This is a genomic window from uncultured Tateyamaria sp. (assembly GCF_947503045.1).
In the GTDB taxonomy this organism is placed as follows: Bacteria; Pseudomonadota; Alphaproteobacteria; order Rhodobacterales; family Rhodobacteraceae; genus Tateyamaria.
The window spans coordinates 1-21,212 of sequence record NZ_CANNCF010000003.1; the positions used below are offsets into that span (position 1 = coordinate 1).

A 21,212-nucleotide genomic window follows, 5' to 3' on the forward strand; every position below is an offset into this window, starting at 1 on the left:
CCGGACAGACGACAGTACTGACGAAACGACCGCGAAAATCGCTAAAAAACTCTTGCAATGCAGGAGCCACCCACAGATGCCGTCCGATACTTCACCAAAACGCTGCGCCTGCAGCCCATTTTGCCGACATTCGCCCCGCGCGCAAAATTCAGTGAACTGCAAATGCACGGTTTGCGGAACACAGGCACTATTTTGCGGTAGATGCGCAAACGGCTACTGCCTGGTCAGCCAGTCATCTAAAGTGGCTCGCGACTGCCAACAACTACTTAACTGTTGTATTTTCCGCCTTTTGCGCTGTCTCGCGAGCTAATCGGCTAGTTTGGGATTGCGAGTGGTCGTTTAACCAGAGCCAAAGGAGGAGGAGTGCGCCTCGAGAATCAAAATGCTGGACGCGGACCATTGAAAAACACAAATGCTTGAAACGACCGTCTGAGAATTGCGGCCTGCCCTATTTCAAGCAGTACCAAACAAGTTGGCAATGCCCTTTGGGACGTCGAGTCCCAACTGAAAAGCGATCAGGTTGCCATCAACTCGCGAACGAGATTTTCCGGAAGGTCAATGGGAAAGCGCTCCTTGTCCACCGACCTGAAAAGCTGGGCAACGTCAGACCCGGTATTTGCATCGGTCAAATCCGGCGCCATGCCGTCCTTCTCGTCAAGAATGTGTTTCGGTCCATCGACCTCAATCTTGGGCTCGGATGATACGAGGGACGCCTTTAGCCAGAGCAGCAGGTCCTCGGGGATAGCTTCGTCCTCAAGTTGTTTGACAGCCCTTTTCAATTGGGTGGAAAGGGCGATGCTGTAACGCACGAGGTTTTGAGTAAGGTCTGAGGGCGCGATTTGGAAATACGTCGTCAACTCGTGCAGCACGGCAACGGTCTTTTCCCAAAAGTAGAGCTCGCCTTCGACATCAAGCTCACGCCTGAAGGCCTCCAAGGCAAAGTCATGCGACACCGGAAAGGCAATGAAAAGCCCGGCACGGATGGCGCGTATCCGCGCAAGTTGCTGTTCGGTGAATCTCGTCTGCCGTATCGGCATGCGGTAGGCCAAAGCTTCATCATCGAAATCAGAGTGACACATCAAAAGGCGTCGTAACACGCCTTCCGATTTGTGTGGCAAGTGCTCTGCCACGATCTTGTCTGCCAGTTTGGCGGGATCCAGCCCGGTGCTGTCATAGGCCATGAGATTGAACAGCACTGGCGAAAAGGCTTCGGCTTCGTCCGGAGCAATTCCGTGCCAGACCGGCAGCAGCAGGTGGCTTGAGCCCGAGCGACCTTGCATCGCCTTGAAATGCTTCCGCGCGACCGGGTTCAGTAAAAGCTCCGGCGACAGAATGACCAACGTATGACTTTGACTGATAGTATCAGCGAGGTCTTTTTCGCTTATTATCTCTGAAATCGGAACAATACTGACCTCGAGGTCGTAGGTTTCAAGCGTATCGCGCAGGCCAACAAGTACCTTGCGATCGTCTTCCTCCGCAGCGATGATAGAGACGCGATCCCATGCACCAGGTTCGGCAGCACAAGGGAAGTTCGGAAAGCGGAGCCCTTCTGTCACGTCCTGTGCCACCGGAAACCGCGTTTCAATGTCGATAGCCGGTTCGTTCGCCTGCAAACCTGTCGCAACCAACATTGCGCCATCTTTTCGCGGTAGAGCTTTTTCGATTTCTTGGAGTTCTTCGATCGGAATGGTGCCGAGTCCGAGTAAGATTTTCGTAATGGCTTCGATCTGTTCCGCGTCGAGTATTCCCATATAAACATTCGTTTCACGAAATACAGCGGCCATCATGAGCCATTCGCGGACATTCTTCGAAGGATTTGCATCCCTCTGGAACCCGTCCAGCCAAAAGGCGTAGGTTTGTGTGTACACACCGAGAAGCAACGCCCGGACAAGCCGAATCTGCCCTGTGAGCGTGGCTGGGAGTTCGGTATGCCGGATTGGCGCCGGAAGCACGTCCTTCGCCGCTGTTTCCTTGGTTTCGGCATGGTCTACTGCATCGAGTTGGGACATCCGCATGACGATGTTTTCGACCATATCCGGGCGGGAATGCTCGATGATCAACGAAGCAAGTTGCACCGATGAGTAGCCCTGCGCGTCGAAATGCGGCAAGCTTGCCAAGGCCGGTGCGTGTCGCCGCATCTGCCTCCGGCCCATCTTGTGCAAGACCGTCAGTAGAGGAGCGCCGCAGTTGATATGCCTTTCTGACAGGGCGTTCAGCTCATACTCCGTCCATCTTTTGTCAAGGAAACTCTCGGACAAAACGATCACCCCGAGACCCGTACGCGCCAGCCCGTCGTCAATCGTGTCGATCAAACTAACACCCGGGGTCAGTGTGAATTCGTCATACCACACGCGAAGCCCGAAGGCGTTCAACGCCGACGCAAGCGGACGGACGATCTCTTCCTTGTCCTCCGACGCGTGGGAAATAAAGACATCCCAACTGCCAACCTGTTCCTGGAGCGGTGCCTCGGAAGGGCGCCTGGCCGACTTGTCCGAACCAAGTCCTACGGCCTTCAAGATGGATCGGAACATGCTCCCATACCTCCTGACAAAAAAGGTAGCGGACACCAGCGGATGAGGCGAGCACAAGTTGCGCGAGATAGCTTTCGCTGCGTGTCGTTAGCATCGCAAGCCCGGAAAACCGGTCACGTCAGGATGCGCGGAACCAAGAATTTGCCTGTTGGCTGAGCTCCGGCAAGTCGCAGTCTCTTACGGGACAGTTTAGAAGATGCGTTCTTAACCGTTGCCGCCCCGGGCAAGAACTTCAGCCATCGAAACGCGCATGACCAACTGGTTCCGTCGCAAAGTTCGCTCTCGGCCAAAAAGAGACTACCTTGATCGACATTCAATCTGCAAAGCTAGCGTAGATCGCGAAAGAGCAACCGCTGCCCAGTTGCCCCTTCCTGATCTTATGTGCCGTCTCGATCTCGTCCAAAATCGCTTTTTACTGATGCGACGGCTTTGAAACCCAACATTGGCTGTGCGCGTCTGGTCACTCCTCGATGATCTAGTTTGATCAAATAGTGGAGTTGCTTCGATCGATAGATCCTGATCCTGCGGTTAACCGCAATGTGTTACCCCAGCGATCGTCTAAAGCCTTCGCAGCATTCTTTGAAATGCGTTCTCAACTGACCGTGCAGCTTGCGCGTCATCCCAGTGTCGAGCGCGACCAATACCAATGAAGCGGCCCTCTCAGGACCTTCAGCATAGTTATTGAATGCTGCAGTGGCAGCCCGCATTGCAGCCATTCACGCGCGAGCTCGATCTGTGGAGTGTTGGAGGCTGGACTTTGGAAATTGCTATCCTTGAGTCTTTGGCGTTGAACGTTCACGTCCTAGGCAAGACTGCCTCTTAAATGAGAACCCATTCCCGCTTCCTGATTTGTGCTCAGACACTCCGCTATGAGGTCAAACACCAATCGTATTCTGAGATTGGTCTTTAGCTCTCGATGCGCGACGATCCAGGTTTCGATCTCTATTGGTTCGAACTCTGGATAAGGATCCTCAAGTTCAGGATAGGCTTTGCCCACGTCGATCGGCAAAATTCCAATCCCAAGCCCTGCTCGCATCAGCTCCAGAGCCATGGTCACACTTGCGGTAGAGTAGTTGAAATTGGCTACGGTCAGATTGAGACCTCGCGTGGCCATCATCCCCAGCATGCGCTCGGGGTATTCGGCCCCCACAAAATGCAGCTTTGAAAAATCAGCCTGATCGGAAGGACGACCTACTGCATCGAGGTATTCCGACGACGCAAAAAGATGTGCGGTTGCGTCCCTCAGGCGTTTGGCGAAAAGGTTTTCGTCTTTTGGGCGGGCATGCCGGATTGCGATGTCCGCCTCTCGCCGTCGGAGGTCGCTGATCTCGTTTGACGCGATGACCTCGATCTGAAGGTCCGGTGCTTTAGTCCGAAGCTTCTTGAGAATCTCCGGAAGATAAAATGTGGCCATTCCATTCGTGCAGGCGACAACCACATGCCCCGTCACCGCCTCGGACTGGCCCGTCGCTGCAATTGCGACGCGGTTTGCGGCCTCGCCCATGCTTCGAAAATGCTCAAGCAGCTGTGTACCCGATTGGGTCAGCAGCAGCGCACGTGATGTCCGTTCGAACAACGTTACACCCAACTTGTCTTCCAGCGCAGCGACCTGTCGGCTGAGTGTGGGTTGCGTAAGCCCAAGTGCCCGCGCGGCCGCAGACAGCGAACCTTCTTCGGCGGTGGCAAGGAATGCCCGAGCCTGGTTCCAGTCAAAGGCTGATCGCTGCCACTCCATGATATGCGCATACCAGAACTACAAATATATGCAATTTTGTTATGCCTCGGTGCCACTTAGACGGGTGCGAGAAAGACGCTCAGCTCAAGGAAGTTCGTCCCATGTTTATCCGCAGGCGATCAGTCGACGCATCGATTGATCCATCCGGTCAGCACACAATTCCGATGACCGACTATCGGTTTGGCTCGTGGCAGGTTGCCATCAGTCGACGGCCTCGGGCCAAAGAGGACTTGGCCAGACGCTACGATGCAGCGTCTCGCAAGTGGCACCACATTACACGACGGTACGGGCTTGCCGCAGCATACCGTAAGTCGCTGATCGCATCCGGCGTCGCTGCCGCTCTTGAAGAAGTGGGACCGCAGTCGGAGGTCTTGGATTGCGGGATCGGAAGCGGAGCGCTTTCAATTGCTCTGAACAGCATTATTGCCGACACCCCAAACATCCATGGCATCGACCTGTCATCCAAGATGCTGGCCCGCGCAGCTTCTGAGATGCAACTGACCGGTCTGATGCCGGATCTGCGGCAGGCCGATATTCTCTCGATGCCGTTTGCCGACGCCTCCTTTGATGTGGTGATGGCCGCTCACGTGATTGAACACCTGCCCGACCCTCAGCTTGCGCTAAAAGAGATGGTCCGCGTGCTGAAGCCGGGCGGCATGCTCCTTCTTTGCACCGTGCGGCGATCCGCCTTTGGCGTATTGATACAGATGCGGTGGCAGACCTGGGCCATCTCAGAATCGCAGGGCATTGCTTGGCTACGAGAATGTCATCTGGACGATATCGGGTTCCAGCCTGTCAACCTAGGAGCTTTCGCGGGCCAAGCCAGCACCGCCTTCTGGGCGCGACGCCCCGGGGAATCAACGCACATTCCTGAGATCGACGCTGCTACAAAAACCCGGGGGATCGACCCTTGAGAATTCTGCGAAAATCTGAGTGGGCGATCCTTATCTTCATCATCGCTTTTTCATTCTTACCCACCTTTGGTGCCCTGTTCCGCGTGCTCGAAATGGCGGGCGGACCCGCCATCATGCCCACAAACCCGCGGGCGTCAGCCATGCCCGTCCCAATCGTCCTGCACATCCTCAGCAGTTTTCTGTTCCTTATCCTCGGCGCACTCCAATTCCCGCCAAGCATCAGGCAAAGGCGTCCCGCAGCCCACCGAACACTGGGCCGCGTTGTTGCGGCGGCAGGTTGTCTTTCAGCGGGAAGTGGTTTGTGGATGACGCATGTCTACAGCTTTCCGATCAGCCTTCAGGGGAGCTTGCTGTATTGGGTGCGGATCACCCTTGGCCTGCTTATGATTGGTTTCATCGTTTGGGCTGTTCTTGCCATCCGCTCACGCAATGCCTTTCAGCACAGCGCTTTGATGTTGCGCGCCTATGCGATCGGCCAGGGAGCATCAACGCAGGCGTTCATTGGCATTGGTTGGATGATCCTAGTCGGAACGGAGGCGACAGGGCCATTGCGGGACGTGCTAATGGTGTCTTCCTGGGCAATCAATTTGCTCATCGCCGAGGCTTTGATTTGGACAGTTCTGGCACCGAGGCGCCGATCGGCGGCACGCGCCATTCAAAAGAATCCACTCAGAGTAGAACATTAGAATGATGGTTACACAACAATTGACACCAATGACTTGGACCACGCGATCGCCTTCTATGACGCTGTCTTGGCATCGATAGGAATGCAGAGGCTTTGGCACCGCGGAGACATGGCAGCGTGCGGGCCGTCGCGGGCCGAAACCGCCCTATGCCTGGCGCGCGCCTTTGACGGGCTTAATGCGGGCACCGGAAGCGGTGTCATGGTCGCACTCAAGGTCGACAGCGCCAAGCAGGTCGATGCAATTCATACAAAAGGCATCGCACTTGGTGGCAAGAGCGAAGGCGACCCGGGACCACGCGGCGAACACGGCGTCTACGCCGGCTACTTTCGTGATCTGGACGGGAACAAGTTGAACGCCTACGTCCCTGCATCGGATCAACCATGATGAGCGACTTTGAATTGAAAGAACGATCTGCAATCGATTTTGTTCGGTTAACCGATGTCTCACTAGAAGACATTGTCTCGCACATGAATGATCCCCGTGTTGCGAAACACATGCCGCTCCTCACGTCAAAATGGACACACGAAGACGCCAAAGACTTCGTGACTAAGAAAGAAGGAACCTGGCGACGCGACGGTCTGGGGCATTGGGCCATCCTAATTGATGGAGTTTATGTCGGCTGGGGAGGTTTCCAGAAAGAAGGCGAGGATTGGGATTTTGGCCTCGTTCTAAAGCCGGGCAATTTTGGTTTAGGGATGCGAATATTTCGAAAGGCGATTGAGTTCGCGAGGGCAGACAAGCGCATCGATTTCATCACTTTTCTACTACCTCTTTCTCGCAAGAGTTTGGGCGTGATGTCTCGTGTTGGAGCCGAATTTGTTGGCAATACCGAACAAGAAGGTGAAATTTTTAAGAGGTATGAACTTGAAACGAAGTGACGACCCAGTTCGGTTAAGTACTCTGTGCAGAAGCCCCGGCTGACTTTGGCCGTTGTGTAAGAATTACTGCAAAAAAGAGCTCCAACTGATATCGGGCAACTGCAGGACCACTCCGGAATGCCCGCCCCGTTTAGCCGAGGGGGCCCCGTCCCGGGCTTTCGCGCTGCTGTCAAGAATCTGCAGGCGCTGTTCGCTTTCTGGACATACACTGCAGGCGCGAAGTTTGGAAGAGAATGACAACACGGATACAGGGCAAAACGGACCAGCATGATCTAAGTTGATGTGCCTTACTCAGAATGATTTTAGCCCGTTTCTGAACGGATACCTTTGGTAACTCTGATATTAGGTAACCAAGAGTTTCCACCGCGTGCGCAATGCGGAGAACCATCACATCGCGCTCGGCGGCGCTGTCGCTGGGCGCTAAAAAGTCTGTCCGGAAGAAAGAACAGCGCTTTCAGAACTCAATACCTGCGACAAGCCCTGGTACATGCCGAAGCTGGTTGGCATGTACCAAACATCACCACCTGAAAGCTATTTCAAGTAGTTCAATTTACACTGCCCGGCTACTGCACCACGCGAAAACTCCAAGAAATCCAATCAGGCTCCCGAACAATGCAAGCGACGCTGGAAGGGGTACCGATGGCACAGCAGGCACACCCACATTGTTGGATGTTACAACGGTAAAGCCATTCGCGGTTTGATCGCAAAAAGCACTGCCCGTCCCGGATGTCGCCTGAACCGTGCCAAGGTTGGAAAACGAGCCGGCTGTGTTGTACAGCATTTGAATGCGGCCCGCGCCACCACACCCACCTTGATTGCCAATGGCGCCGAAACTGCCACCATTGCCGCCATTTGCCGTGACACTCGAATTCCCGGCAATGCTGATATCAAAGGCGTGAAAAAACAGCCCGCCGCCGCTGCCACCACCACCACCGGCAAAGCTGGTTGCACCGGTTCCGCCATTTGCGACAATCGAAGCTCCATCAAGAAGGAGAGCGTTGAGCGCGCCAATTTCCAAAGCTCCGCCACCCGCACCACCACTTCCACCGCTACGAAAGGGGCCAAATCCGCCGCCGCCGCCGCCGCTTCCGGCCTGAAGTGCATCGCTGAGCGGATCTCCGTAGGCAATACCGCCTGAGCGGAACGTCGGTCCTGCCCCACCGGACTCGCCAGCGCTGCCAAACCCTCCGCCGGAACCCGAGCCGATACCGGACACGCTTCCGCTTGAGCTCCCGCCAAGTCCGGCACCAGGACCTTCGCCATCTGCCGCTGATTGACCACCAAGCCCGCCGTTACCGCCTCCGGCGACCCCAATTCTGCCGCTTGCACTGATATCGATCTGACCGGTTATCGACGCCGATCCCCGAAAGAGAATGGCCACCGGATTGGAGCCGGAAATACTCACATCACCAAGCGTCGATCCACCGTCGAAAGTGAACACTGCGATGTCAGGAAGCCCGACGCCTTGCGACACAAGAACACCGCCTGAGCCTCCGTTGAAGGTCAGTGACGATGAATTTAGCGCAATCGACGCGCCGCCCAAAAAGCCCAACGAAGAGAATTGGTTGGGATCCAGCGTCGCCGCCAGGGTTGACGTTGCCGCGAAAAAACCCGCGCCTGCGATGAGAGGTATTGAAAATTTGCGAAACGAAGAAGTGTTTGTGAATCTACGGGCCATTTTGCACATCCCTATGTTCGAATGCACTATATTACCACAAATCGACCGATTTTGCGAATATGAGGGTCGGCTGAGCACTGTCGGCCGATATGGGTGATCTCACAGTTTCAGTATTGTCGTGTCTTTCCCGAAAAATCGAAGGTTTTTCTGCCGTGCCACAGGTCGGTGCCGTGCGAGCGTATGCAATGGGCTTCCAATACGTCCGCAGGAAGCTCAGAGTGGGCTTTGGAGGCAGCACAACGTCTCGACCGAGGAACCGCCGGCCCCTATGTAGCGGACATCCGACACTACGGCTTGATGCTGCAGCTGCAGCCCGCATAGCGGACAATGAGCTATGAGCGCAGCACTTCATCACTTTGGAAGACTGCAGTCGGGACTTTCCCGACATTGCCGTTCGTGTCGCCAAAGATCGCTTTTCAAATATTACACGAGCAGCGAAAGGTACGAAAACCGGACACAGTCAGGCGCCGTGGGGCAATGTTGTGGGGACGCAGTTGAAACGCCGTCATTCGATGTCGGGCGAATAGGCCTTCGCACAATTATCAGCCCTTCGAATCCGCCCAGTTAGAATTGGTCCATCTGGATGCCAAGCGACTTTGCTTTTGAATAGGCGGTCGTGGGGGCAAGCCCGAGGATCGCTGCCGCGCCGGATTTTCCTGAAATCTTGCCCTTGGCGCGGCGCAGCGCGGCCTCAAAATTCTTGATTTCAAACTGGCGCAGTTCTCTTTGGGTCAGGACTAGGTTTGTTTCGGTTGGGACATCTGACTGACCGCTTTGGATGTCGAACTGCAGGCGGCCGCCCTGCGCCAGTATCGCGGTGCGTTCGATCACATTTTCCATTTCCCGCACATTTCCCGGCCAGTCATAGGATTGCAGCGTTTCGATATTGGCTTTGGTCAGCGTCATCTTTGGCAGGCGCAGACGCCGCATCGTGCGGTCGAGGAAATGCCGCGCAAGGTAGGGGATGTCATCGGGCCGGTTCTTGACGGGTTCGGTCATGATCGGCAGCACGTTCAGGGCAAAATAGAGGTCTTGTCGGAACCGTCCGGCGCGCACCTCGCCCAGCAAGTCATAGCTTGTTGTGGCGATGACCTTGGCCGCCACGGGAATATCGACGCTGTCGCCCAGACGCCGGAAGTGGCCCGCTTGCAGAACGTCGTGCAGGCTGGCTTGCACCTTGGCCGGTAGGGTCGCGACCTCGTCCAGGTGCAGGGTGCCGTTGTGTGCCATGAGCAGTTTACCCGTCACATCCCGCGCCGCGCCCGCAAAGGCGCCGCGGCGATAGCCAAACAGCTCGGCCTCCAGATCCGCGGCCTTCTTCTGATCGCAGTTGATGCGTACCAGGGGACGGTGGTGACGCTCACTTGCTTCGTGGATCGCTGAGGCTGTCATGCTCTTGCCTGATCCGGACGGGCCAGACACCAGAACATGGGCACCGCTGCGCGCGGCGAGGTCAATCTTGGCGTTCAGCGATTTGATGGCCGGTGACACACCGACCACACCCGTGTGGGACCGCGCCGACCGGATTTCGGTCAGAAGATATTCGTTTTCCTGTTGCAACTTCACCTTCAGGTCTTCGACCTGTGCCAAAGCATCGCGCAGCTTGCGTTCGTTTTCCTTGCGCTCGGTCACGTCGCGAAAGATTACCACGGCCCCTGCCAGAACGTCGTGATCGTAAATCGGGGTTGAGACATATTCCACCAAGATCGGCTTGCAGTCCTTGCGCCAGAACACGTCATCCTCCACGCGCATGGTCTCGTCCCGACGAAAGGATTTGTAGATCGGGCATTCGTGGGCGGGGAAGTGTTCGCCGTTGATGTGTTTATGATGAATGATCGAATGAAGCTCACGCCCGATCAGATCGTCAGAGGACCAGCCCAGCATCTCTTGTGCAGCGCGGTTCACAAACGTGGCCTGTCCTTTGGCGTTGATGCCATAGATGCCTTCGCCCGCGGCCTCAAGGATCAGGTGGTTCTGGGCCTCGACCTCTCGAAAGAAGCCATAGATGTTTTGCCATTGGGACAGGCCCGCATTCTGGTGTGCCTCCCGTTCCGCTTGTTGATTGCGGCGGTCGTGTTCGTCGAGGTCGAGAAAGCTCAGCAGAACCAAGCCGGGCTTGAGTTGCGCCCCATAGGTCTGAAGCCGCAAAGCAGCACCCTTCGCGCCCATAAGCGAAAGGCTGCGGTCCACGTAGGTTCCAAAATGTGCAACCGCATCGAAAAAAACCGCAGCAGCGGCGACATCATTTTTCATGGCTTTTGAAAGTGGCGCAGACAGCGTCGCCTCCCCCAGCATGGCACGGCCCGCATCATTGGCCGCAATAACGCTGTCGGCACGGGTGTCGACCATGATCGTTGGCATAGGGTGATGGGCGATCAGATGTGCGGATTCGGTTTCGTCAAGCATGGGGCTTAGGATGGGGGTCCGAAGGGGCTTCGCAAATTACGAAATCCCGTAACTTACGAAAATTCGTAATGCCCGCCCAGAAATTAACCAATAAATTCAATCGAAAGTCACTTTGAAGGCATCTGGCGGAATGTCTTCTGCACTGCGGCATGCCGTGGAACCATGTCCTCAACCAACGACAGGAGACGGACATGACGATCAAGAGCCTTGGAAATCCATATTCCGACAAGACCGACCTGAGACATGGCGCTGATTGCGGGTGTGACACCTGCCTGACGGGCCACGGGCACGATCATGACCACGCAGAACCCGCGGCAATGTCATCGGAGCAGATGATGGAACGCGCTGTTGAAAGCGCTGTGGTGCGATCAATGTTTGGTCAGAACGACATCGCGCGGCGCTCCTTCATGGGGATGCTGGGCGGCACGACCTTTGCGGCGGCCCTTGCCTCTGTCTTTCCTGTTAAACAGGCGGTGGCGAACATTTTGGATGACCTTGGACCACCGGAAAAGACGGATTTGAACATCGGCTTCGTTCCGATTACCTGCGCCACACCGATCATCATGGCGCAGCCCTTGGGCTTTTACGAACGCTACGGTTTGAACGCGCAGGTCATCAAGACGGCAGGCTGGGCCGTGGCCCGCGACAAGTCGCTTTCGGGTGAATATGATGCCTCCCACATGCTGACGCCGATGCCTTTGGCGATGACAATGGGCGCTGGATCTGTGGCTGAACCCTACATTATGCCCGCCGTGGAAAACATCAACGGGCAGGCGATTGTGCTGTCCAACGAACACCTCGACAAACGTGACCCGAGCCAGTGGAAGGGCTTCACCTTTGGTGTGCCGTTCGAATATTCCATGCACAACTTCCTGCTGCGCTACTACGTGGCCGAGTTTGGTCTGGACCCTGACGTCGATATCCAGATCCGCGTCGTGCCCCCGCCAGAGATGGTCGCCAACCTGCGGGCCGGGAACCTTGATGGTTACCTGTCACCCGATCCGTTCAACCAGCGCGCGGTCTACGAAGGCATCGGCTTTATTCACATCCTCACCAAGGAAATCTGGGAAGGCCATCCATGCTGTGCCTTCGCGGCCCCCCAGTCCTTTGCGACGGAACTGCCCAACACCTATGGCGCATTGCTCAAGTCGATCATCGACGCCACGCAATACGCGTCAAACCCCGACAACAGGTCTGAGATTTCAGAAGCCATCGCGCCGACAAACTACCTCAACCAACCGGTCACCGTCATCGAACAGGTGCTGACCGGCACCTATGCCGATGGTCTGGGGGCGGTACAACGGGTGCCGGACCGGATCGATTTCGACCCCTTCCCGTGGCAATCCATGGGCGTGTGGATCCTGACGCAGATGAAGCGCTGGGGCTATGTCGAAGGCGAAGTGGATTACAAAGGCATCGCAGAGCAGGTCTATCTTGCGGCCGACGCGCGCAAGGTCATGACCGATCTGGGCTACGATGCGCCTGCGGAAAACTACCGCTCACACACGATCATGGGCAAGACCTTCGACCCGGATCAGCCAGAGGCCTATGTCGACAGCTTTGCGATCAAAGCAGGTGACTGATGGACCTATTGTCGGAAAACAAGCGCGCGGCGATCTGGTCGATTGCACTGCTGATTGTTGGGTTGCTTGTGTGGGAAATGTCGATCTCCGCACAAGCGATCAACACAGGCGAGCTGACGGAATACGAATTGCTGACAGGGGCGGACACAGCAAAAGCAGGCGTGCCGCCCCCCAGCGAAGTTGCGGTCAAGGCGTGGCAGGAACTGTCCAACCCGTTCTATGATGCAGGGCCCAACGACAAGGGCATCGGCATCCAGATCGGCTATTCGATCTACCGCGTCCTGACGGGCTATTTTCTGGCTGCGATCATCGCGATCCCGCTTGGGTTCCTGATCGGCATGTCGTCGGTGGCCTACAAGGCGCTCAACCCGTTCATTCAGGTTCTGCGCCCAATTTCGCCCCTTGCGTGGATGCCGCTGGCGCTGTTCATCATCCAAGATTCCGAGGCTTCGGCCATTTTCGTCATCTTCATCTGCTCGATCTGGCCGATGTTGCTCAACACCGCCTTTGGTGTGGCGGGCGTGCGCGAAGATTGGGTGAATGTGGCACGCACCCATGAACTCGGCGCGTTCAAAACAGCCTTCACGGTCGTCTTGCCCGCCGCAGCCCCCACCATCGTAACGGGTATGCGGATATCCATCGGGATCGCGTGGCTGGTGATCGTCGCGGCTGAGATGCTCGTCGGGGGAACCGGGATTGGGTATTATGTCTGGAACGAGTGGAACAACCTCGACCTGACCTCCGTCATCTTCTCAATTCTCATGATCGGCGTTGTCGGCATGTTGCTGGACGCGGCCTTTGGCCTACTCCAGCGGCGCGTCGCCTACGTCGAATAAGGTAGACCCATGGCCAATTCATTTCTAAGCATCGAAAAGCTGACCCAGCGCTATCCCGACGGCAAAGGTGGCGAATTCACGGTTTTCGAGAACGCCAGCTTTGGCATCGAAAAGGGCGAGTTTGTTTGTATCTTGGGCCATTCGGGCTGCGGCAAATCTACAATCATGAACATCCTTGCAGGCCTTTCAGAGCCGACCAAAGGCGTTGTGAAGATGGACGGGTTTGCCGTCTCTGGCCCCAGCCTTGATCGTGGCGTGGTGTTTCAGAACTATTCGCTGCTGCCATGGCTGACGGCCCTGAAGAACGTGACGTTCGGTGTGGCCGCGCGCTTCCCCGATTGGACCAAGCAGCAGGTCGAAGATCGTTCGATCGCCTTCCTGGACAAGGTCGGATTGTCGGGCGACGCGATCCACCGTAAGCCCAGCCAGTTGTCTGGCGGCATGCGTCAGCGTGTGTCCATCGCCCGCGCGTTCGCGAATGAACCCAAGCTGTTGTTGCTGGATGAACCGTTTGGCGCGCTGGACGCGCTGACCCGCGGCACGATCCAGGAAGAGCTGCTGAAAGTCTGGAGCGGGACCGACCAAACAGTCTTTATGATCACCCATGACATCGACGAGGCGATCCTGCTCGCGGATCGCATCTTGTTGATGACAAACGGACCGCTGGCCCGTGTCGCCGAAAGCGTCGAGATCACGATCCCGCGCCCTCGTGTGCGCACTGATATTGTGGAACATCCCAATTACTACGCCATCCGCAATCATCTGGTGCAGTTCCTTGGAAAGCGCTCGGCGGAACTGGCCGGTCAAGTCAGTGCGGAAGGCGAGACCCATTCGCCGCAAACTGTTCGCATCGACAAAACGCGAGGCGCGGCAGACGAGCAGCCCTTGTTGCAGGCGGTCAAGACGTGACCGAACGACAGCCGCGCGCGCCCGTTCCCCCTTTCAGCTACGATGACGCTGTTCAGAAGGTGCGGATGGCCGAGAACGCGTGGAACGGGCGTGACCCTGCCAAAGTCGCGCTGGCATATACGCCTGACACCAAATGGCGCAACCGATCCGAGTTTCTGAGCGGACGGGCTGAGGTTGAGGCCTTTCTGACCCGCAAATGGGCGACCGAGGATGGCTATCGCCTGATCAAGGAAATCTGGGCCCATAGCGATGACAAAATCGCCGTGCGCTTTTGTTATGAATACCACGAAGCCGACGGCCAGTGGTATCGCGCCCATGGCAATGAAAACTGGGCATTTGATGCGCTTGGTTACATGGCGCAGCGCCACGCCTCAATCAACGATGTGCCCATCACCGAAGCCGAACGCCTGCTTCATTGGGCCGAGGGCACGCCCCGCCCCGACGATCACCCCGGACTAACTGAACTAGGACTGTGAATAGAAGGACCAATCCCAATGACTGAGATGACCAAAGAAGACGTCACCGCAATGATCCTGTCGGCCAAGAAACAGGCCGGTCTGACGTGGGAAGAGATTGCGGAAAAGATCGACATGTCCCCGATCTGGACCCATTCGGCGGCCATGGGCATGAACGCCTTTCCCGCCGACAAAGCCGCGTTGATGGTCAAGGTCATGGGCCTGCCGCAAGAGGCCGAAAGCGTGCTGGCAGAAAGCCCCACCAAGATTTGGGAACAGGCGGTGCCAACCGATCCGTGCATCTATCGTTTCTATGAGATCGTTGGCGTCTATGGCCCGACGCTTAAGGCCATCATCCAGGAAAAATTCGGCGATGGCATCATGTCGGCGATTGATTTCGACATGTCGGTGACGCGGGTCGAACATCCCAAAGGGGACCGTGTGAAAGTTGAAATGTCAGGCAAGTTTTTGGGCTATAATAGCTGGTAGAGTTTTGGCGGGGCCGCCGTCACTGGCGGCCCTAGCAGCTCAGGTTTTGATCACCCGTTGGACAGACAGGCTTCAAAACATGGCTGCCAAATGCACAGCGGCATGAACACCGTCGATCAGTTTAATCGGCACGTCATCATTGTCGCCGATGATGTACCCCATACCGGCGCAGCCCAAAACAACACTGTCGACGTTATCATCCCGTAGCGCGGCGCGGATTTCAGCCTTAACCTGCCGCGTCGCAATTTCGCGATCCTCTTCAAGGGCCAGAACCGGCACACCGCTTGCCCTGACGCGGCTTAGGTTCTGCGCCAACCCGTAGCTTTCGATATTCGCGGCCAGAATGGGCACGGACACGTCCAGCGTGGTGACAACCGAAAACCGCGCCCCATAGAGCGATGCGAGGTGGTAGGCGGCTTGCCCAATGCCGATAACGGGGCAAGACGCCAATTCACGCGCGGCGGTAAGCCCCGTGTCATCAAAGCACCCGATAATGATCGCTTTCGCTCCGGCCTCATCGGCTTTTTTTATGAGGTCTAACAGCGGAGGAATTGCGGCCTCCCCGTCTTTCTCCCCTTGAATAGCGGCGGGTCCCTTTGTGGAGGTCCAGCCGACGACGTTAACGCCGCGCACCACTTTGTGCGCCGTGTCTACCATCGCGTCCGTCATCGAAACCGTTGAATTGGGATTAATAATGACGATCATACCTCGCCTTTTCCGGCGTCGGAGTCTTGTCGCGCACGGCGTCGGTTGGTGGTCAATGCGATGCATAAGAAGATGCCGATAATGAAGAGAGAGAAGACCGTCGTCAGCGTCCCCAAGGCGTAAAGAACGGGCGACGTCACATTCGTCGTCATCCCGTAGATTTCAAGCGGCAGCGTGTTGTAGCTGCCCGCCGTCAAAAGGGTACGCGCGAATTCGTCATAGCTGAGCGTGAAGCCGAAAAGCGCCACGCCAATTAGCGAGGGCGCGATGATTGGCAGCACCACATGGCGCAGGGTTTGCCACGGGGTCGCGCCCAGATCGCGTGCGGCCTCTTCATAGCTTTTGTCGAAGCGGTTGAAGACGGCGAACATGATCAACAGACCAAAGGGCAGCGTCCATGTCAGTTGCGCCCCAAAGCCAGAGGTGGACCAATGCACGTTCAACCCCGATTGGGAAAACAGCAATCCGACGCCAAGCGAGATCAGGATCGACGGGATCACCAGCGATGTGATGATCAGATAAAACAGGATGTTTGATCCCGGGAACTTGCGCCGAAACGCCAGCCCGCCCATCACCGACACCACAACAGTCACCACCATGACCATCAGCCCAAGCACAAAGCTGCGCCGGAAACTGCCCCAGATATCGCCCACGGCCTGTTGTTCAAACAGGTCATAAAACCAATACAAAGACACGCCCCGCATCGGGAAAGTCAGGCCTCCGCCTTCGCCTTGAAACGACAGGATGCCGATGGTGATGGTCGGCCCGTAAAGGAACAGGATGAACAACGCGAAAAAGGCGCTGAGAATGTAGAAGGATCTGGGGCGCGGTTCCATGCCTCAAAGCTCCTTTCGGATGTCGACGAAGCGCAGCAGGGTACCGATAGTGATCAGCACCGTCAGGAGCAGCACAATCGCGGTGGCCGAGGCGCTTGGATATTGCAGCAAGGCGATATCATTCGAAATCAGGCGCCCGACATTGGCTGACTGCGACCCAGACATGAACCGCACGGTGATGAAATCACCCATCACCAGCGTGACGACAAAGATCGTCCCAATCATGATGCCTGGCTTGGTCAGGGGGATAATCACGTTCCAGAGAATTTGCGCCCCATTGGCACCAGCGTCACGGGCGGCCTCGATCAGGGATTTGTCGATGCGCATCATCGTGTTGAAGATCGGGACGACCATGAACAGCGTATAGAGGTGGACGAAGGCCAGAATGACCGCGAAGTCTGAGAACAGCAGCCATTCAATCGGCACATCAATCGCGCCCCAAGACATCAATGTCGAATTGGCGATCCCTTTGCGCCCCAGAAACGGGATCCATGAGATCATGCGGATGATATTGCTGGTCCAAAACGGGATCGTGCACAGCAGGAACAGCGCGATCTGCCATGTCAGGGTGCGGATATGGAACGCCAGATAATAAGCGACGGTGAAGCCGATCAGCAATGTACAGGCCCAGGTGATCAGCGCGTATTTGAAGGTATTGAAGAAGACGGTGTAGGTCACCGAAGACCCGAACAGGAATTCATAATTGTCGAATTCAAACGCGGGGACGATCGAAAATTCCGTGGCCCGCCAAAAGCTGACGATCACAATCAGGACAATGGGAAGCACCAGAAAAATCAGCAATATGGCGGCCAATGGCGATACCATCAGCAGGCTGGATATGGCTGGATTATTGCGCAGCTTCATTCGGGGAACTTCTTGAATATTGGGATGGGTGCGCCACATGGGCGGCGCACCCCATATTGGCTTAAGCGGCGATAAATTCGTTCCACTTGCGAACCATGTATTGGTTCTCGTCCATGACAGAGTTCCAGCACACAACAGACCCCATCCGATCAAGGAAGGACCCGCCATCGCGGACTTCGCCTGCGCCTGCCAGCTTGTCGCCGGTTGGGGACAGGATATCGCCCTCGGCGGCTTTGCCTTCGTACCAGAAGCCCCATTCGTCTGCGGACATGAACTCTTTGGACGTCTCAGGCACCGCAGAGTAATAGCCCTGACGCATCAGATAACCGCCGACCCAACCGGACAGATACCAGTTGATGTATTCATAGGCGGCTTCCAACTCGATCCCCGAAAGTGCCGCCGAGATACCAAGCCCGCCACCCCAAGACCGATAGCCTTCTTCCAGCGGCTGGTAGACACATGGAATGCCTTGGGATTTGACCGCCGTAATGGCAGGCGACCACATGGACTGGATCACAACCTCGCCCGAGGTCATCAGGTTCACGCTTTCATCAAACGACTTCCAGAAGGCGCGGAACTGGCCGTTTTTCTTAGCCTCTGTAAAGATGCCGATGGTTAGATCGATCTCTTCGCGGGTCATATTGCCTTTGTCGGGGTAGGTGTATTCACCCATGGACTCCACGACCATCGCCATGTCCATGATCCCGATGGATGAAATATCGAGGATCGAGGCTTTGCCTTTGAATTCAGGGTTCAACAGTTCGGACCAGTTGGAAATCGGACGCCCGATCAGGTCAGGACGAATGCCCAGCGTGTCGGCGTTGTAGATGGTTGGGATCAGGGTCATCCACCCGGATTCTTCCTGCACAAAATCCGTGCCGTTTGGACCGGAGGTAAAGCCAACTGTGTGCGGTGCGGTACCCTGTGCGATGGTGCTTTCAGGGGTCAAGAGACCACTCCGAAAAGTGCCGGCAATCTTGTCGTAATTGGCAATTTTCGTGGTGTCCATCGCCTGCAGGTTGCCTGCGCCCCAGACCTTTTTGGCGATGAAGTATTCGATGTCGGCAATGTCAAAGCTGTTGGGTTGGGTCGCGGCGCGCTGTGTGACGCTGTCGGTATCCAGCGCGGTCATTTCCAGCGTAAAGCCAAGGTCTTCTTTAACCTTGTTGGCCACGTCATTGAGGTTGGACACCCCTGTGCCGAACTGGCGCAGTGTCACATCCTTGATGTTTTGCGCCCAGAGCATTGGCGCGCCAAGCGTCGTAGAGCCCGCGGCGATGGCGGCCGACGCTGCGCCTTTCAGCAAGGTCCGGCGGCTAAGGCCGTTTCGTTCGGTGAATTTCGTCATTATTCAGTCTCCTTGTCGGTCGTGTCTTGGTTTGAAATGAATGCGCCGCAGTTCATGCGATCAGTTTGTGTTGATTAGAGGCGTCCCAGTGCAGACCGATGCGATCGCCGGGGTTATGCGGATTGGCAAAGAATGTGGTGTCGGGGATCAGGGCGAGAACGTCTTGGTCGCCCGTAATCCGCGCCGACACAGACACATGCGTGCCCTGATATTCGACAGCCGTCACATTGCCCTCGACCGCGCCCTTGGTGGGGGCGGTTACCGCAACGGCGTCGGCGCGGATTGCGAAATGTCCGTCCGGCAGTGCGATGACGTTGTGGCCGCCCATGAACTGCGCGACGAATTTCGTTTGCGGCGCGTTGAACACATCGCGGGCTGGTCCTGCCTGTTCAATCACCGCGTTGTTCATCACGATAATGTCGTCCGCCAAGGCGAGCGCCTCGTCTTGGCCATGCGTGACGTGGATAAAGCTTATCCCCAGCTCTTTTTGCAGCTTGCGCAGTTCCCCCCGCATGCGGATGCGCAAAAACGGATCAAGGGCGGACAGAGGTTCGTCCAGCAGCAAAACCTGCGGCCGGGTGATCAAGGCGCGGGCAAGGGCAACACGCTGCTGTTGCCCGCCCGAGAGTTGATCCGGCAAACGATCCGCAAAGTCTGTGAGGTCAACCAGGGCCAGCATGTCGCGCGCTTCACCGTGACGTTTGGCCGTGTCGACGCCCTTCATTTTCAGGCTGAAGGCGACGTTGTCGAGGACACTCAGATGGGGGAACAAGGCGTAATTCTGAAACATCATCGCTGTGCCGCGCTGCGCGGGCGGCAAAACCGAAATATCGCGGCCATCCAGAACAATTGACCCGTCGCTGACACTTTCATGGCCAGCGATCATGCGCAGGGTCGAGGATTTCCCGCAGCCGGATGGGCCCAGAAGGCAGGTGTAGCTGTCAGATTTGAAACGGTAGTTGATGGCGTCCACAGCAACTGTCTCGCCGTAGCGCTTGGTGACTGATACCAATTCGAGATCCTGATTGCTCACATCGCCCCCACTCAAAGATGGGGCAAGCAGCGCGGCCAAGCGCAATTATCACAATGATTTTGAGTCTCGGTGGCAGCCGATTCAAAGCGACAGCCCTGTATTTAGGCGTAATCGACCCAAAGTGGTGAAATACTGCGCACATTATTGTATACAATGCTTGCCCACATTGTCGGCGCCCTGATTGGGTTGTGTCTCAAACTTGGCTCTGGCATTTCACTGAGCAGGAGACCGCCATGACGCTGACCACTTCTCATTCCTCTTCGGCCCCTGTCACTGCCGACACAGTGTCCAGTGCCGTATCGCAAGCCATACACCAACATCGTTTGGCCCCCGGCACCAAATTGGGCGAGGATGAATTGTCGGATATTTACGGGGTGTCGCGTACCATCGTGCGCACGGCGCTCCAGTCGCTTGCGCATCAGCATATCATAGAGATCAAGCGCAACCGAGGGGCTTTTGTGGCTCAACCCAGTCTGACTGAAGCGCAAGAAGTCTTTGAAGTCCGTGAATTGTTAGAGCCGCGCACAGCCCGTAGTGCTGCACAGAAGGCCACCGCGAACGATGTCGCGCTGCTCCAAGATCACATCACGCAAGAACACACTGCTATCGATGCCGGCGATCGTGGGCGTGCCTTATATCTGTCCGGCAAATTCCACGTCGAAATCGCGCGGATTGCGCAACACCAAACCATCGCAGATATGATCAACGTCTTGGTTGCGCGCTCTTCGCTGATCATTGCGCTTTACTGGCGACGCGAAAGCGCCATATGCGAAAGCCAAGCGCACCATGCTTTGATCAACGCAATCGGAGACAATGATGCGGCGCGTGCGGAAGAGTTAATGCAAAGCCATCTTGTCGATCTGCATTCCGCGCTAAACCTCAAAGAATTGCCAGCGGTGGAACAGGATCTAAGAACCATGCTTTTGGGCAATCAAGGGCGTTGAATCCAGTTTTCGAATTCTGATCCAGCCAAATTTTTCCCTTTGCCGGTTTGTCGTGAACATCGGCAATGCGGGCTAAAACTGAAGCATGGCAAAGGCATGCCAAATGACTAATTTGGGCCGTGATTTTAGCCGCCATTTTGCCTGCTTCCCGAAGCCGGACTTTGGCTGCAATGCGGAAATTCGGTAGTATGGGCTCAATGCTACCTTTTGCTGCCTTACAACCAGACATCCAGATCGAAACAAACTGAAAGAACCGAACAATCGGCAGTCCGCCTGACCGAGCTGGCGATATGGCTCAGCTTGGCGCGGCTGGGCAGCGAGGCGATATCCTTCCTCCATAAACCGCCCGGGAAACAGCGACACGTCGCCATCCCGCGGACTT

At 56.2% G+C, this 21,212-nt stretch carries 19 protein-coding genes; 10 read left to right on the forward strand and 9 right to left on the reverse strand.

Translation table 11 applies throughout. The annotated features are described in order from the left end of the window. Nucleotides 1–515: 515 nt before the first annotated feature. Both Q1A89_RS13765 and Q1A89_RS13770 read right to left on the reverse strand, forming a co-directional pair. A complete protein-coding gene (locus Q1A89_RS13765) occupies nt 516–2,531 on the reverse strand; it encodes a toll/interleukin-1 receptor domain-containing protein (RefSeq protein ID WP_299729221.1) in 2,016 nt (671 codons plus the stop codon). Between the two features lie 802 nt (nt 2,532–3,333). Beyond that, on the reverse strand, nt 3,334–4,266 hold the full coding sequence (locus Q1A89_RS13770) for a LysR family transcriptional regulator (protein ID WP_299729223.1): 933 nt from the start codon (nt 4,264–4,266) through the stop codon (nt 3,334–3,336). 230 nt (nt 4,267–4,496) lie between these two features. Here Q1A89_RS13770 and Q1A89_RS13775 point away from each other — a divergent pair, with 230 nt between their 5' ends. From Q1A89_RS13775 to Q1A89_RS13790, 4 genes are read left to right on the forward strand one after another with little or no spacing between them, the layout of a single operon-like run. Continuing rightward, nucleotides 4,497–5,180 (forward strand): class I SAM-dependent methyltransferase, encoded by a 684-nt coding sequence (locus Q1A89_RS13775; RefSeq protein WP_299729228.1) that lies wholly within the window; start codon nt 4,497–4,499, stop codon nt 5,178–5,180. Beyond that, nucleotides 5,177–5,866, forward strand: coding sequence for a DUF2306 domain-containing protein (locus Q1A89_RS13780; RefSeq protein WP_299729231.1), 690 nt, complete (start codon nt 5,177–5,179; stop codon nt 5,864–5,866). The genes Q1A89_RS13775 and Q1A89_RS13780 overlap by 4 nt, the downstream gene beginning before the upstream one ends. Nucleotides 5,867–5,884: 18 nt before the next feature. After that, nucleotides 5,885–6,250 (forward strand): VOC family protein, encoded by a 366-nt coding sequence (locus Q1A89_RS13785; RefSeq protein ID WP_299730538.1) that lies wholly within the window; start codon nt 5,885–5,887, stop codon nt 6,248–6,250. Further along, complete coding sequence (locus tag Q1A89_RS13790; protein ID WP_366524493.1) at nt 6,250–6,744, forward strand: GNAT family N-acetyltransferase; 495 nt, start codon at nt 6,250–6,252, stop codon at nt 6,742–6,744. The genes Q1A89_RS13785 and Q1A89_RS13790 overlap by 1 nt, the downstream gene beginning before the upstream one ends. Nucleotides 6,745–7,294: 550 nt before the next feature. Here the strand turns inward: Q1A89_RS13790 and Q1A89_RS13795 are convergent. Both Q1A89_RS13795 and Q1A89_RS13800 read right to left on the reverse strand, forming a co-directional pair. Then, on the reverse strand, nt 7,295–8,422 hold the full coding sequence (locus tag Q1A89_RS13795; protein ID WP_299729237.1) for a hypothetical protein: 1,128 nt from the start codon (nt 8,420–8,422) through the stop codon (nt 7,295–7,297). Between the two features lie 564 nt (nt 8,423–8,986). Next, nucleotides 8,987–10,828 carry a sigma 54-interacting transcriptional regulator gene (locus tag Q1A89_RS13800; protein ID WP_299729240.1) on the reverse strand — a complete coding sequence of 614 codons (1,842 nt, stop codon included), beginning with the start codon at nt 10,826–10,828 and terminating at the stop codon, nt 8,987–8,989. Nucleotides 10,829–11,019: 191 nt separating this feature from the next. On the opposite strand from Q1A89_RS13800, the gene Q1A89_RS13805 reads away from it, so the two are divergent. From Q1A89_RS13805 to cynS, 5 genes are read left to right on the forward strand one after another with little or no spacing between them, the layout of a single operon-like run. Next, nucleotides 11,020–12,411 (forward strand): CmpA/NrtA family ABC transporter substrate-binding protein, encoded by a 1,392-nt coding sequence (locus Q1A89_RS13805; protein ID WP_299729243.1) that lies wholly within the window; start codon nt 11,020–11,022, stop codon nt 12,409–12,411. Next, entirely contained in the window at nt 12,411–13,247 is an 837-nt protein-coding gene (gene ntrB, locus Q1A89_RS13810; protein ID WP_299729246.1) for a nitrate ABC transporter permease, read from the forward strand. Before Q1A89_RS13805 ends, ntrB begins: the two co-directional genes overlap by 1 nt. Nucleotides 13,248–13,256: 9 nt before the next feature. Beyond that, complete coding sequence (locus tag Q1A89_RS13815; protein ID WP_299729251.1) at nt 13,257–14,156, forward strand: ABC transporter ATP-binding protein; 900 nt, start codon at nt 13,257–13,259, stop codon at nt 14,154–14,156. After that, nucleotides 14,153–14,632, forward strand: coding sequence for a nuclear transport factor 2 family protein (locus tag Q1A89_RS13820; RefSeq protein ID WP_299729254.1), 480 nt, complete (start codon nt 14,153–14,155; stop codon nt 14,630–14,632). The genes Q1A89_RS13815 and Q1A89_RS13820 overlap by 4 nt, the downstream gene beginning before the upstream one ends. A gap of 18 nt (nt 14,633–14,650) precedes the next feature. After that, nucleotides 14,651–15,100, forward strand: coding sequence for a cyanase (gene cynS, locus Q1A89_RS13825; RefSeq protein WP_299729257.1), 450 nt, complete (start codon nt 14,651–14,653; stop codon nt 15,098–15,100). 72 nt (nt 15,101–15,172) lie between these two features. Here cynS and Q1A89_RS13830 read toward each other — a convergent pair whose 3' ends face one another. From Q1A89_RS13830 to Q1A89_RS13850, 5 genes are all read right to left on the reverse strand, one after another. Further along, nucleotides 15,173–15,805 carry an aspartate/glutamate racemase family protein gene (locus Q1A89_RS13830; protein ID WP_299729260.1) on the reverse strand — a complete coding sequence of 211 codons (633 nt, stop codon included), beginning with the start codon at nt 15,803–15,805 and terminating at the stop codon, nt 15,173–15,175. After that, nucleotides 15,802–16,641: an ABC transporter permease gene (locus Q1A89_RS13835; protein ID WP_299729262.1), complete on the reverse strand. Its 840-nt coding sequence runs from the start codon at nt 16,639–16,641 to the stop codon at nt 15,802–15,804. The genes Q1A89_RS13830 and Q1A89_RS13835 overlap by 4 nt, the downstream gene beginning before the upstream one ends. A gap of 3 nt (nt 16,642–16,644) precedes the next feature. After that, a complete protein-coding gene (locus tag Q1A89_RS13840; protein WP_299730541.1) occupies nt 16,645–17,505 on the reverse strand; it encodes an ABC transporter permease in 861 nt (286 codons plus the stop codon). 61 nt (nt 17,506–17,566) lie between these two features. Beyond that, nucleotides 17,567–18,853 carry an extracellular solute-binding protein gene (locus Q1A89_RS13845; RefSeq protein WP_299729265.1) on the reverse strand — a complete coding sequence of 429 codons (1,287 nt, stop codon included), beginning with the start codon at nt 18,851–18,853 and terminating at the stop codon, nt 17,567–17,569. A gap of 52 nt (nt 18,854–18,905) precedes the next feature. Continuing rightward, nucleotides 18,906–19,886, reverse strand: coding sequence for an ABC transporter ATP-binding protein (locus tag Q1A89_RS13850; RefSeq protein ID WP_299729268.1), 981 nt, complete (start codon nt 19,884–19,886; stop codon nt 18,906–18,908). Nucleotides 19,887–20,119: 233 nt separating this feature from the next. Between Q1A89_RS13850 and Q1A89_RS13855 the strand changes: the two genes are divergently transcribed. Beyond that, nucleotides 20,120–20,830 carry a GntR family transcriptional regulator gene (locus Q1A89_RS13855; RefSeq protein ID WP_299729271.1) on the forward strand — a complete coding sequence of 237 codons (711 nt, stop codon included), beginning with the start codon at nt 20,120–20,122 and terminating at the stop codon, nt 20,828–20,830. Nucleotides 20,831–21,212 lie beyond the last annotated feature (382 nt).

What these genes read in the sequence shown, in the direction of transcription:
- Q1A89_RS13845 (WP_299729265.1), bottom strand. Translation starts at nt 18,853, where the DNA reads ATGACGAAATTCACCGAACGAAACGGCCTTAGCCGCCGGACCTTGCTG.
- Q1A89_RS13830 (WP_299729260.1), bottom strand. Translation starts at nt 15,805, where the DNA reads ATGATCGTCATTATTAATCCCAATTCAACGGTTTCGATGACGGACGCG.
- Q1A89_RS13815 (WP_299729251.1), top strand. Translation starts at nt 13,257, where the DNA reads ATGGCCAATTCATTTCTAAGCATCGAAAAGCTGACCCAGCGCTATCCC.
- Q1A89_RS13795 (WP_299729237.1), bottom strand. Translation starts at nt 8,422, where the DNA reads ATGGCCCGTAGATTCACAAACACTTCTTCGTTTCGCAAATTTTCAATA.
- Q1A89_RS13805 (WP_299729243.1), top strand. Translation starts at nt 11,020, where the DNA reads ATGACGATCAAGAGCCTTGGAAATCCATATTCCGACAAGACCGACCTG.
- Q1A89_RS13790 (WP_366524493.1), top strand. Translation starts at nt 6,250, where the DNA reads ATGAGCGACTTTGAATTGAAAGAACGATCTGCAATCGATTTTGTTCGG.
- ntrB (WP_299729246.1), top strand. Translation starts at nt 12,411, where the DNA reads ATGGACCTATTGTCGGAAAACAAGCGCGCGGCGATCTGGTCGATTGCA.
- Q1A89_RS13855 (WP_299729271.1), top strand. Translation starts at nt 20,120, where the DNA reads ATGACGCTGACCACTTCTCATTCCTCTTCGGCCCCTGTCACTGCCGAC.
- cynS (WP_299729257.1), top strand. Translation starts at nt 14,651, where the DNA reads ATGACTGAGATGACCAAAGAAGACGTCACCGCAATGATCCTGTCGGCC.
- Q1A89_RS13765 (WP_299729221.1), bottom strand. Translation starts at nt 2,531, where the DNA reads ATGTTCCGATCCATCTTGAAGGCCGTAGGACTTGGTTCGGACAAGTCG.
- Q1A89_RS13840 (WP_299730541.1), bottom strand. Translation starts at nt 17,505, where the DNA reads ATGAAGCTGCGCAATAATCCAGCCATATCCAGCCTGCTGATGGTATCG.
- Q1A89_RS13835 (WP_299729262.1), bottom strand. Translation starts at nt 16,641, where the DNA reads ATGGAACCGCGCCCCAGATCCTTCTACATTCTCAGCGCCTTTTTCGCG.
- Q1A89_RS13800 (WP_299729240.1), bottom strand. Translation starts at nt 10,828, where the DNA reads ATGCTTGACGAAACCGAATCCGCACATCTGATCGCCCATCACCCTATG.
- Q1A89_RS13770 (WP_299729223.1), bottom strand. Translation starts at nt 4,266, where the DNA reads ATGGAGTGGCAGCGATCAGCCTTTGACTGGAACCAGGCTCGGGCATTC.